The organism is Aeromonas veronii (assembly GCA_041319085.1).
Classification (GTDB): Bacteria; Pseudomonadota; Gammaproteobacteria; order Enterobacterales; family Aeromonadaceae; genus Aeromonas; species Aeromonas veronii_F.
Window position 1 is genome coordinate 3,829,817 of the sequence record CP101033.1, and the last position, 11,778, is coordinate 3,841,594.

General features: G+C 62.4%; 11 protein-coding genes. 6 read left to right on the plus strand and 5 right to left on the minus strand.

The window, feature by feature from the left end; translation table 11 throughout:
• Positions 1-386 precede the first annotated feature (386 nt).
• Both NMD14_18275 and NMD14_18280 read left to right on the plus strand, forming a co-directional pair.
• Complete coding sequence (locus tag NMD14_18275; GenBank protein ID XEI32628.1) at positions 387-1,757, plus strand: hypothetical protein; 1,371 nt, start codon at positions 387-389, stop codon at positions 1,755-1,757.
• Positions 1,758-1,866: 109 nt separating this feature from the next.
• Entirely contained in the window at positions 1,867-2,643 is a 777-nt protein-coding gene (locus NMD14_18280; GenBank protein ID XEI32629.1) for a transporter substrate-binding domain-containing protein, read from the plus strand.
• 12 nt (positions 2,644-2,655) lie between these two features.
• Here NMD14_18280 and NMD14_18285 read toward each other — a convergent pair whose 3' ends face one another.
• Entirely contained in the window at positions 2,656-3,504 is an 849-nt protein-coding gene (locus NMD14_18285) for a helix-turn-helix transcriptional regulator (GenBank protein ID XEI32630.1), read from the minus strand.
• 146 nt (positions 3,505-3,650) lie between these two features.
• Between NMD14_18285 and tyrS the strand changes: the two genes are divergently transcribed.
• Positions 3,651-4,916 carry a tyrosine--tRNA ligase gene (tyrS, locus tag NMD14_18290; GenBank protein ID XEI32631.1) on the plus strand — a complete coding sequence of 422 codons (1,266 nt, stop codon included), beginning with the start codon at positions 3,651-3,653 and terminating at the stop codon, positions 4,914-4,916.
• Positions 4,917-4,997: 81 nt separating this feature from the next.
• Here tyrS and NMD14_18295 read toward each other — a convergent pair whose 3' ends face one another.
• From NMD14_18295 to sgrR, 3 genes are read right to left on the minus strand one after another with little or no spacing between them, the layout of a single operon-like run.
• Positions 4,998-5,699 (minus strand): hypothetical protein, encoded by a 702-nt coding sequence (locus NMD14_18295; protein ID XEI34796.1) that lies wholly within the window; start codon positions 5,697-5,699, stop codon positions 4,998-5,000.
• Positions 5,700-5,743: 44 nt separating this feature from the next.
• A complete protein-coding gene (locus NMD14_18300; GenBank protein ID XEI32632.1) occupies positions 5,744-6,139 on the minus strand; it encodes an acyl-CoA thioesterase in 396 nt (131 codons plus the stop codon).
• Positions 6,140-6,174: 35 nt separating this feature from the next.
• Positions 6,175-7,908 carry an HTH-type transcriptional regulator SgrR gene (sgrR, locus tag NMD14_18305; protein XEI32633.1) on the minus strand — a complete coding sequence of 578 codons (1,734 nt, stop codon included), beginning with the start codon at positions 7,906-7,908 and terminating at the stop codon, positions 6,175-6,177.
• Positions 7,909-8,008: 100 nt separating this feature from the next.
• Here sgrR and NMD14_18310 point away from each other — a divergent pair, with 100 nt between their 5' ends.
• The 3 genes from NMD14_18310 to NMD14_18320 all read left to right on the plus strand — a co-directional run bounded on the left by NMD14_18310 (position 8,009) and on the right by NMD14_18320 (position 10,339).
• Positions 8,009-8,185, plus strand: a complete 177-nt coding sequence (locus NMD14_18310; GenBank protein ID XEI32634.1) for a hypothetical protein — start codon at positions 8,009-8,011, stop codon at positions 8,183-8,185.
• Between the two features lie 152 nt (positions 8,186-8,337).
• On the plus strand, positions 8,338-9,606 hold the full coding sequence (locus tag NMD14_18315) for an aminotransferase class I/II-fold pyridoxal phosphate-dependent enzyme (protein XEI32635.1): 1,269 nt from the start codon (positions 8,338-8,340) through the stop codon (positions 9,604-9,606).
• A 106-nt stretch (positions 9,607-9,712) separates the two neighbouring features.
• Positions 9,713-10,339, plus strand: coding sequence for a glutathione S-transferase family protein (locus NMD14_18320; protein ID XEI32636.1), 627 nt, complete (start codon positions 9,713-9,715; stop codon positions 10,337-10,339).
• A 46-nt stretch (positions 10,340-10,385) separates the two neighbouring features.
• Here the strand turns inward: NMD14_18320 and NMD14_18325 are convergent, their stop codons facing one another.
• Positions 10,386-11,723, minus strand: coding sequence for an IS4 family transposase (locus tag NMD14_18325; GenBank protein XEI32637.1), 1,338 nt, complete (start codon positions 11,721-11,723; stop codon positions 10,386-10,388).
• Positions 11,724-11,778: the final 55 nt, after the last annotated feature.

The following is an 11,778-nucleotide window of genomic DNA, read 5'->3' on the forward strand; positions in this document are numbered from 1 at the left end:
GCCGCATTATGCGATATGGATCACGGCCATGTCTTTAGCTGGATCAAGAAAAGCCTCACTGACCCACGGAAATCGTCTTCTGATCTTTCGCTCCCCCGGGTGGGGCGGATAGCACCACCGCAGGAGACCGCCAAATCAGCAGGCAGAGCAGTAAATTATTCATGAGAGGGATCCTGTTCCGATGCGGGGCACTCTCGAAGAATCGACCGGCCCCGGGGTTTACTTGACTGACAATCATACGGCCTGCTGGCATTGTGGAACCAATATGGTAGCCTGCCAGCGCCTGCGGGCAGTCTCTCGCTGCCATACGCAAACTGCCGGTGAATTTGTCACTTCCTGACAAAATAGAACCTTATTTATCAAATGCTTATTTGGATATTATCCCAATGCGTATCATGCCGTTGCTCAAGGCGGCCTGCCTGAGCCTGATGTTGTCCGCCTGCGTTGCTCCCCTGCTGATGATGGGCCCCACCAGCCAGCTGATGTGGGCCCTGCTAAAACCGCTGGTCGGCTTTGATCCGAACGAGGTCAATCTGTTCGAACAACCGTTAATCAAGGATCGGATGACCGCCATCCTTGGCCCCAACTATGACAGCACCATGCAGTTGCTCAAGACCGCCAATGAATTGCAGCAAGAGGGTCCGCTGTTTTACCTGGTATCCCGTTATGCACCGGTACCCGATATCGCCAAGCAGGCGGGGATGGTGTGGAACTCGCAAACCAACCAGATGTCGGTATTGCTGCAAAAAGGGGATGGCACCACCCTGACCTTCGGCGAAAATCTGGCGGGCACGGCACCGACCTGGCCAACTGCCATGCAGGGCTGGCAGACCTCCACCAGCCAGCTCACCCCGGCGGCCAATGCCCTGACCGGCGCGGCGACCAGTCAGAGTGGCGCCTCCCCCTTCTCCCTTGGCAGCGCGCTGGGCACAGTGACCCGCGGCGTCACCGGCTCGCTGACCAACAGCGCCAGTCAGGCTATCAGCGGCGCAGCCGCCAACGCCACAGGACAGGCCACCCAAGCGGTGAGCCAAAGCGCGACCGATCTGACCCGCAGTGCAACCACCGCAGTCACTGCGCCAGCCAAACAGGCCGTCAGCAACACTGCCGCCACCGTGACGCAGGAAGCTACCAAGGCCATTGCTGTTCCTGCCAAACAAGCAGTCAGCAGCACTGCTGCCACAGTGGCGCAAGAGGCCACCAAGGCCGTTGCCGCTCCGGCCCAACAGACCGTCAGCAGCGCCGCTGCGACCGCGACGCAAGAAGCTACCAAGGCCGTTGTGGCTCCAGCCAAACAAGCCGTCAGCAGCGCCACTGCAACCGCGACGCAAGAGGCCACCAAGGCCGTTGCTGCTACGGCCAAACAGGCCATCAGCAGCGCCGCTGCGACCGTGACGCAAGAAGCCACCAAGGCTGTTGCCGCTCCGGCCCAACAGGCCGTCAGCAGCGCAGCTGCGACCGTGACGCAAGAGGCCACCAAGGCTGTTACCGCTCCTGCCAAACAGGCCATTAGCAGCGCTACAGCAACCGCGACGCAAGAGGCCAACAAGGCTGTTGCCGCTCCGGCCAAACAGGCCGTCAGCAGTGCCGCCGCTACCGTGACACAAGAGGCAACCAAGGCCGTTGTCGAACCGGCCCGGCAGGCCGTCAGTGCCGCATCCCATACGGCCGGAGAGAGCATTGCCGATGCCGCCAAAGCGGCGGAAGCCAAGGCTCGCGCCAAAGCAGAGGCGGAGATGGAAGCCCTGCTCAAATAAACCGACAGGCCACCGCAAGGTGGCCTGTTTTTTATCCCGCTACCGGATCATGACGTTATGGAAAAGGCCACATAGACTGTTAGGTAACTACCCGCACAAGGAGTGCATCATGCGTCGTCTGCTCCCTGCTCTCGCTTCTCTCGCCCTGTTTATCGCGCTCCCGGCTCCGGCACTTATCTACTATTCGGAACAGAACATGCCGCTCAATGGCCAGGATAAAAATGGTCAGCCTGTGGGGTTGGCGGTCGAGTTGCTGCGCCTGATGTGGCGCGAAATGGGAGAGCCGGAGCAACCCATCCACTTTCTGCCCTGGGCCCGCGGCTGGTATCTACTGACCCAGCAGCAAGAGGCCGTGCTCTTTACCACGGCACATACCAAGGAGCGGGATCCCCACTTCCTCTGGGTCTGCCCCATCAGCCACTCCAGGGTCGCGCTGGTCGGCCGCAAGCAGGATGCCCCCAAAGTGGCCAACAAAGCGGATCTCACCAAGCTGCAGATTGGTGTGATGCAGGCGGATGTCGGGGAGCAGTTGCTACTCAACCGCGGGATCAGCCCTGGCAATATGATGTCGGTAGAGCGCATGGAGCAGGTGGTGCGCCAGCTCATCATGGCGCGCACCGATCTGGTGGCAGGCAACGAGGTGATGTTGCGCCATCAGGCCAAGGAGCTGGGTTTCCCCAGCGAGGATTTTGTCACCGTCGCGATTCTTGAAGAGCAGGACAACTGCTTCGCCTTCAACCTGAGGGCAGACAAACAACAGGTTGCCCGCCTGCAACAGGCGCTGGACAAGGTCAGACAGGGGGATGAATACAAGCAGCTGGTGAAGCGCTACCAGTTGCTCAGTATCCTGCCCGAAACCAATCCCCCCATCCCGCGCCTCGAGTAACCCCGGCCCGCCCTATGGTGGGCTCGTTGTATCTCCCATCGATGAAACGGGGGATGCCTCCATCGGCGCCGTAATGAGGTGGTTCAGAAAGAGATTGAACAGCTCTGCCCGCGAGCCGAGCCGCAACTTGCCATAGAGATGCTTGCGGTGATTCTTCACCGTACCGCTGCCAATCCCGAGCTCCGCGGCAATCGCCTCCGTATCCAGCCCCAGCAGCAGCAACTCCGCCACCTGCCGCTCACGCCGGGTGAGCAGATCCCCCCCAACACTCGCCATCGCCTGCTCCACCGCACTCTTGAGGCTGGCGCTGTCTGGCAGTGCAGTGCTCTGGGCCAGCAACGGCTGACTCTGCCGCCACTGCTGACGACAGAGCGAATGCACCAGCGGGAACAGCTGCTCCAGCCTCGCCAGCTCGCTCTGGCTCAGGGTGCTGCGCTTGTCGAGGCGACCGAGAAACAGCATCAGCGTCAGTCCGTCCCGCACCGGCAGGATCAGCCCCACCTCCTCCTGCCAGCCAGTGGCCTGATAGAAGTGGTGGCGATATTCGGGATCAAGCCGCCCTTGGGAGACCTGCGCCAGGGTCCAGACGCCGGCAGGCAAGCCCTGCTCCAGCGCCTGCATAAAGGGATCCTGACTGAAGTGGCTGGTGAGGTAGCGATCAAACAGCAGAGCCCGCTGATGGTTGAGGTTGTCGTAGAGGTAGACGGGCCGCTGCCCCACCCCGAGCAGCAGGGCGCAATCAAACGCCACCTGTTGCTGGATCAGCCGCACCAGCGCCGCCGGAAAGGCGCTGCTGTGCAGGGCATCGACTACCTCGGTCATGCTGCAGGTCAAGGCATCTGTGGTGAATGGCTGGGTCATGGTGGCACGTTTCCGGTGACGGGGAGCGATTCCCCGCTATGACTGAATGCTAGCACGAGAGTGGCAAAACTGTCTCTCAGGGGACATATCCGCCACCAGCCAGAACGGCGAGGATGACGGCTTTTCCCCCTGCTGTTGGAGAACCCATGATCAACCCCCACCTGCTCGATGAACTGACCGAGCGCGGCCTTGTGGCCCAGAATTCCGACCCCGCGGCCCTGGCCGATCATCTTGCCACCCCGCGCACCGTCTATTGTGGGTTCGATCCCACCGCTTGCAGCCTGCATATCGGTCATCTGGTGCCACTGTTGATGCTGCGCCGCTTCCAGCTGGCGGGCCACACCCCGGTGGCACTGGTGGGCGGGGCGACCGGTCTTATCGGCGATCCCAGCTTCAAGGCGACCGAGCGCAGCCTCAACAGTGCCGATACCGTGCAGGGTTGGGTCGCCAGCCTGTCTGCCCAGATCAGGGCGCTGCTGCCCGCCGATGAGGGCCTGTCGGCCCCGCAACTGGTCAACAATGGCGACTGGATGGGGCAGATGTCCGCCCTCGATTTTCTGCGGGATATCGGCAAGCACTTCTCGGTCAACGCCATGCTGGCGCGGGAATCGGTGCGTCAGCGGCTGGCTCGCCCGGATCAGGGCATCTCGTTCACCGAGTTCTCCTACGCTCTGCTGCAATCCTACGACTTTGCGGTGCTGCACCAGCGGCTCGGTTGCACCCTGCAGATTGGCGGCAACGACCAGTGGGGCAATATCACCAGCGGCATGGATCTCACCCGTCGTCTCCATCAGGCACAGGTGCACGGCATGACCCTGCCCCTTATCACCAAGGCGGACGGCACCAAGTTTGGCAAGACCGAGGGGGGCGCGGTCTGGCTCGATCCGGCGCTCACCTCCCCTTACGCCTTCTACCAGTTCTGGCTCGGCACCGCGGATGAGGATGTCTACCGCTTCCTGCGCTACTACAGCTTTATGTCGCTGAGCGAGATTGATGCACTGGAGGCGGAAGACGCCAAGCGGCAGGGGAGTAAACTGGCCCAGCAGGTGTTGGCGAACGAGCTGACCGAGCTGGTGCACGGCAAGGCGGCGCTGGCGGCGGTGCAGCGCATCAGCGAACTGCTGTTTAGCGGCGATGTGGCCCGCCTCGGCGAGAGCGATCTGGCCCAGCTGGCGCAGGATGGCATGCCGAGCTGCCGTATCGAGGGGGAAACGGATCTGGTGACTCTGCTGGTGGAGAGCGGTCTGGCGAGTTCGAAGCGGGTTGCCCGGGAGTTGCTGGCGGCGGGCGCCATCAGCCTCAACGGCGAGATCCGCCGGGATGAGCCACTGACGGCGGCCGACCGGCTGTTTGGTCGCTACCTGCTGCTGCGCCGGGGCAAGAAGCAGTATCAGCTGGTGGCGTGGCAATAAACCGCAGGGCGGAGAAGCGTCGTCGCCGCAATGAACAGGGGGCCCGCATCTGGGCCCCCTAACTTCATGCTGCAACCGCACTTACAGCGGCTTGTTGGCTCCCGGCAGCGGCTGCCAGGTGAGGCGGGTCACTTGGCTGGCCTGCACCTCGCACTTGAGACTCAGCGCCTGCCACCCCTTCTCCTGACGCAGGGAGACCTCCCCCTCGATCCCCAGCTCGCCAATTTTCAGCTTCTCCGGCTCGAAGATCACCTTGTCGCCGTGGGCGAGCGCCATCAGCCTGTCGTTGCAGAGCCAATGGGCGAGATCAGCCCCTTTCAGCTTGACGTCGCCCTTGGCCGCCTGCTGCTCGGCCGCGCTCGGCACAAACAGCGTGCTCAATTCGGTCGCCCGTTTGGTGAGCCACGCCTGGCGCTGCTGCATGCTCATCTTGCTGACAAACTCGGCAGGCTGGCCCTTCTCGTCCAGCCACTGGGTCAGTTTGCCGCTGTCGTCAAAGGCGAACTGGGCGGTGGGCTCTTTGACCCCGAACAGCTTGCCACCCTTGAAGTAGTAGCGGCTCTCCCCTTCCAGCTTGCCCAGCTCGTTCATGATGGGCACGGCGATGATGATGGGGGCACCATCGATCCAGGCTTTGATATCGATGCCATCGTGGCTGAACAGACGGGTATCGAGGGCGAGCTCGGCCCCCTTCTCCATCAGGGTAAACTGCTCGGCAAGAGACGCGGCCAGAGAAGGGAGGGAGCAGAATCCCAGCGTCAGCGCGATCGCTGTGTTGCGCATTGAGTTGTACATAGCACTCCTGTGATGGGCCATCCGGCCCGTGGTTAACTCTCTGTCAGCCAGGCCCGCAGCCCCTCCCGGTGGCGATCGCTCAGGGGGATGGACTGGCGGGACTGGTAGTCAAAATGGATCAAGGTCGTTTCGGTGGTCACTGCCAGCTCGTCCCCCTGCCAGGCTTCCTGCCAGAGCGTGAAGGAGCTGGAGCCGATGCGGCGGACCCCGGTTTTGATCAATACCTGCTGGCCGTAGAACAGCTCCCGCTTGAACTGCACCGTGTAGCCCGCGATGATCAGATGCCAGTTGTGCACATCCAGCTCGGGGGAGAAGATGCGGAACAGCGGGTCGCGGGCCGATTCAAACCAGACCGCCGGCACCGTGTTGTTGATGTGGCCAAGGGCATCAGTCTCTTGAAAACGGGGTTGGATCTGCATTTCCAGCATGGATATCGACTCCTTGTCGTTGGACCGCGCTCAGGCTAACGCGGCCCGCCTTTGGACTCAAGCTCCCCCGTTGTATCGCCGGCGCCAACGGCCAGCTCCGGGCGCAGCCAGGCGCTGCGAAAATCGAACCAACCGAGTGCCGTCATCCGCACCCCGTGCACGCCGACCCGGCTCTCCAGCGCCAGCCAGTGGTGAAACAGCGGCACGAATCGGCTCTGCTGCTGCACAGTTGCCAGCAGCGCACGCGGCCCCGGCTCCTCGCCGCTGGCACGCCACTGCGTCAATCCCTGCCACAGGGTGCGCTGGCTGCCCCATACCTTGCGCAGCAGCGGGGTGCCCTGCAACCAGGCGTAGGAGGCAAAGGGGCCGGCATGTTCGAGGTTGAGGGTGCCGAGCCAGAGATCTACATCCTCATCCTCGCCACTCACCCAGCGACCGTAATCCAGGGTGCGCACCTCAAGCCGGATCCCCTGTTCGGCCAGCAGGCTGCTCATGGCGTTGGCGCACTCATTGAACTCCAGATGCTGGTTGAAGCAGGCGAGCACCAGTCTTCCCGGCAACTGCGCCGGAGTGGGCAAGGGTGCGGGCAGCGCTTCGCGCCAGTGGGGCAGCAGACCGAGGGCGCTGGTCCAGCCCCGTTGCAACTCGGGGGCGACCCGCCCCATCAGGGCCACCGGATTGAGCAGCTGGCCGAGCCACTGGCGCAGAGCGGGATCCTGCAAGGATCCGGAACGATCGTCCTGCAGCAGGAAATAGCAGCCCGACTCCAGCTCCGACTCGCCGCGCATAGTGCCAAGCTCAGGGCTGTCGCGCCCCAGCTGCAGGTGGGTCTCCAGTCGCTCCGCCAGCTCCGGCAGCATCCAGATGTCGATCTCGTCGAGCAGGGCGCGCAGGCCGAAGTAGTCGTCGAATGCAGTAAGGCAAAGATGCAGCGGATCGTTGGCGGCCACCCGGTAGGGGCCGGTGCCGACCGGTTGCAGGGCAAAGCCCGCCGCCCCCTTGAGCTCCCGCGGCAAGATAGTGGCCACCGGCTCTGCCAGCAGGTGGGGCAGCCAGGGATCCGGGCTGTCCAGATAGAGATCCAGAGTGCGCGGCCAGGGGCTCTCCAGCCGAGCCAGGTGGGCGAACAGCGGGCGATCCCGCAGGGCCAGCAGACTCTCCATCACATCTTCCACCACCAGCTCGCGGCCGTGGTGAAAGCGCACCGCCGGGCGCAGATAGAAGCGCCAGTGACAGGGGCCCAGACACTCCCAGTGGTGGGCGAGATCCCCTTCGATTTCCCCATTTTCCTCATTTCGCCGGGTGAGGCCGTTGAAGATCTGGCGGCTCAGGTGAATTTCGGAGCGGCGCATCGGGCCGGTGGGCAGCAACTGCGGCAGCGGCCGGTAGTAGGGCACCCGCAGGATCTGGCGCCCCTCGCGGGTGGCCTGACCGAGCTGTTCGATCAGCAGCGGGGTGAGCAGATCGAGGCGCTCTTCGGCCAGCCGCACCGCCTGCGCCAACTGGCCCTGACTGAGCAGATCCCGCAAGCGGCGCCGGGTCAGGCTCTCCTGACTGTCGAGCAGGGTTAGCCGGGAGCGTCGCCCCCGCCCCGCCTCCGCCGACCAGCTGAGCCAGCCCTGATCCTGCATCCGCCGCAGCAGCAGGCGGGCGTTGCGTGGGGTGCAGCAGAGCAGATCCGCCACCTCGGCGAGGCTGATCTCCTGATCCTCGCTGCCAAGCAGCTGGGCGAGTCGTTGAAATTGCTGGTAGAGGCGACCGGTCGGCATAAAAGAGGAAATCCTTTTGCTGTATGTCATCAGTTTTTACTTCCGTATTTTAGCTCAATACTGCTGATGAACGTGAGAACCACCGCACAGGAGCACCATAATGAGCCACGCCAACCCCCTCAAACCGAACCGGATCCAGCAGACCTTGCGCCGTTACTTCAAGCGGATCCTGCCGCGCCCGCTGGCGCTCATCGAGGATCCCATGCAGCAGCTCAACCGCCTGATGCAGTGGGATATGAACCAGATCGATGACAAGGAGTATCGCCGTCGCCTCTGAGTACGGCAGGCCTGCCCGCCACTCGGGAGGCGCATCCCCTGCGGGCGACATTGCTTTGCCGGATCTTGCTGTTTACATCGGCCACGGGCCTGATAGATTGGACGTCTATCCATCTATAACTGCCATAAGCAACATCCAACAAGGAGTGTGTGATGAAAGATGCGACCCTGGCCCTGCACCACGGCTTTTCCAGCGACCCCACCACCAAGGCGGTCGCCGTGCCCATCTACCAGACGGTGGCCTACGAATTCGAGAGCGCCCAGCACGGGGCGGATCTGTTCAATCTGGCGGTGCCGGGCAACATCTACACCCGCATCATGAACCCCACCAACGATGTGCTGGAACAGCGAATGGCCGCGCTGGAAGGGGGCATAGCCGCACTGGTGGTCTCTGCAGGTTCCGCCGCCATCACCTACGCCATTCAGGCGCTGACCGCCGCCGGTGACAACATTGTCTCCACGCCCCAGCTCTATGGTGGCACCTACACCCTGTTCGCCCACATGCTGCCGAGTTTCGGGGTCGAGGTGCGCTTCGCCAAGGATGACAGCGCCGAAGCCATCGCCGCCCTCATCGACGACAAGACCAAGGCGGTCTACTGCGAGAGCATCGGCAACCCGGCGGGCAACATCGTCGATCTGGCTGCGCTGGCCAAGGCAGCCCACGCCCGTGGCGTACCGCTCATCGTCGACAACACGGTCGCCACCCCGGTACTCTGCAAGCCCATCGAGCACGGCGCCGACATAGTCGTGCACAGCCTGACCAAATATGTCGGCGGCCACGGCAACTCGCTGGGGGGCGTCATAGTCGACTCGGGCAAGTTCCCCTGGGCGGATCACGCTGAGCGCTTCCCGCAGCTGACCAAACCCGAGCCCTCCTACCACGGGGTGGTCTATACCGAGGCCTTTGGCCCGGCTGCCTTTATCGGGCGTGTGCGTACCGTGCCGCTGCGCAATACCGGCGCGGCGCTGGCGCCGATGAACGCCTTCCTGCTACTGCAAGGGCTGGAGACCCTGAGCCTGCGCATGGAGCGCCACGTGGATAACGCCCTGCGGGTCGCCAACCACCTCAAACATCATCCCAAGGTGGCCTGGGTCAGCTATGCCGGTCTGCCGGGTCACCCGCACTATCTGCTGGCGGAGAAGTACATGGCCGGTCGCCCCTCGGCCATTCTCTCATTCGGTCTGAAGGATGGTTATGAAGCGGGCGTGCGCTTCTACGATGCGCTCAAGATCTTCAAGCGGCTGGTCAACATCGGCGATGCCAAGTCGCTGGCCTGCCACCCAGCCTCCACCACCCATCGCCAGTTGAGCGAGGAGGAGCAGGCCAAGGCTGGGGTGAAACCGGAGATGATCCGGCTGTCGGTCGGGATCGAGGCGATCGAAGACATTCTGGCGGATCTGGATCAGGCGCTGGAGGCCTGAGTCAGGCGTTAAGCGAGCGGGCATCAGCCCGCTCTTTTTTTGCTGCCGGTGAACCGCCCCCCTCGCCCGCTCGTACACCCCATCCTGCCACCGAATCGAGGTCGTTATGATAGTCCTGCACCACCTGAACAAATCCCGCTCCCAACGCATCATCTGGCTGCTCGAAGAGCTGGGCCAACCCTATGAGATCAAGGCGTATCAGCGCGATGCCACCACCTTTCTGGCACCGCCCGAGCTCAAGGCTATTCACCCCCTCGGCAAGTCGCCGGTCATCGAGCTCAACGGCCGGGTGCTGGCGGAATCGGGTGCCATCACCGAGTACCTGATCGCCCGCTACGCCGCCGAACGGCTGGCACCGGCACCAGATAGCCCCGACTATCCTGAATACCTGCAGTGGCTCCACTTTGCCGAGAGCTCCGGCATCCTGCCGCTGCTGCTCGACATGTTCGTGCGCAAGGATGGCAGCCCGATGCGCTTCCTGCCGGACTACGCCAAGGCGGAGTGTGCCAAGGTGCTGGGCTACCTCAATGAGGTACTGGCAACCCGACACTATCTGGTGGGGGATCGCCTCTCCGGCGCCGACATCATGAACTCCTTCCTGGTGGATCTGCTGGCGCAAAGCGGCCGGCTGGCCCACTTCCCGCACCTGCAAGCCTACTGGCAGCGCCTCAACACCCATCCGGCCCGTCAGAAGGCGGTAGAGCTGGAGCGCGAGCTGGATCAGCGCGCCTGACCGAGCGACCACCATGCAAAACGCCCCGACTGTCGGGCAATGCTGTTCACTTAAGCGGAGCCGCATTGCGATCTACCGGAAAGCGGGTCTTTGATATCTTCACCGCCCTGGGTCTCGATGGCCTGGGGCGTTTTTCTATGAACATGACGCCTATGCTCCCCCGCAACTCCGCCAACCTCCGTGGGGTATGGGCTGGCGATATCGCGCCCGCCATCACTGCCATCTGGTTCGCGATGAACTGACAGGCAAACTTGAAGCTCACCTCATTGGGCGCTCGCTGATGAGCTACGGCGGCCTGGCTCGCCTCCCGCCTGACCAGATTGTATCCAAGCAGCAAACCCCACAGTTCCTGATAAACCAAGTCCACTTTCTTGCTTCTCAGTGTGATGGCGTTGTGCTGCATCGCACTTTTGATATCCCGGTATCCCAACTCGATTTCCCAGCGCTCGTGGTACAGGGTCGCCACCTGCGCTGCGCTGAATCGGGTTACGGGCAGGGAGGTAAAGACCGTTTTCTCCTTGCCTGCCACCTCGTAGGTCACTGCGCGAACTTGCCAGTGCGTCGGCAACGCCGGGTTTTTCTTGCGTGCCTGAGGCGAGACCGTCATTTGCAACAGACGGTCACCGTCGCCATAGCGCTCCAGTTCCGTGTATACCAGCCCCTTGCGTTCCGGGATGAGCCAGTGACGGTCGGTGTCTTCGGCCTGAATTCGTAGCAACAGGTCGGCACCGAAGAAACCTTTATCCAGCAGGGTCACCGACTTGTCCGGCAATGAGTGAATGAACTCACTGGCCAGGGGGATTTCCCCTTTGCGATAAGGGCTGATGGCCGCGTTGGCAATGACATGCGAGCGGACATTCATCAGCGTGACCAGCCGCAGCATTGGATAGGGTGTCTGCCGGTTGGTTGACGTGTTACCCGAGCCGAAATGCGCCCTGAGTTCAGGCATATCCTGGGTACGAAACAGGGCTCCATCGATGGCAAAGACCTGTAAACCGTGCCACTGGTCTTCAGGATAACGTTCCCGTCCCCACACATCGGCACACTGCTTGAACAGCCACTCGAGCGGCTGTTTGCCGAGTCGCTGACGGGCTTGAGACAGGGCACTGTCCGCGAGCAAGGCGTCATTGGCCAACCCTTCTGCACAGATATTGAGGCGCCGAGCGACCTCGGAGATGGGCTCATTACGGAAAAAGGCCATCCCCACGACGAGCCACAAGACCATATCAGAAGGTAAGCGGCGTCGGCGGATAGTGGCCTTTTCAGACAAGGCGGCAGCGGCAGTAATCCATTCGTCGGGAATATGGTCGGCAAAAATTGCCAGCCGAGCCAGCATGTCGCCAGATGTCTCAACAACATCGCTCAGGTCGTTTGCAATAGACATAAAAAAATCCGGAACCAGTGATTGGTTCCGGATTGTCCTACAGCAGAAGGATCGG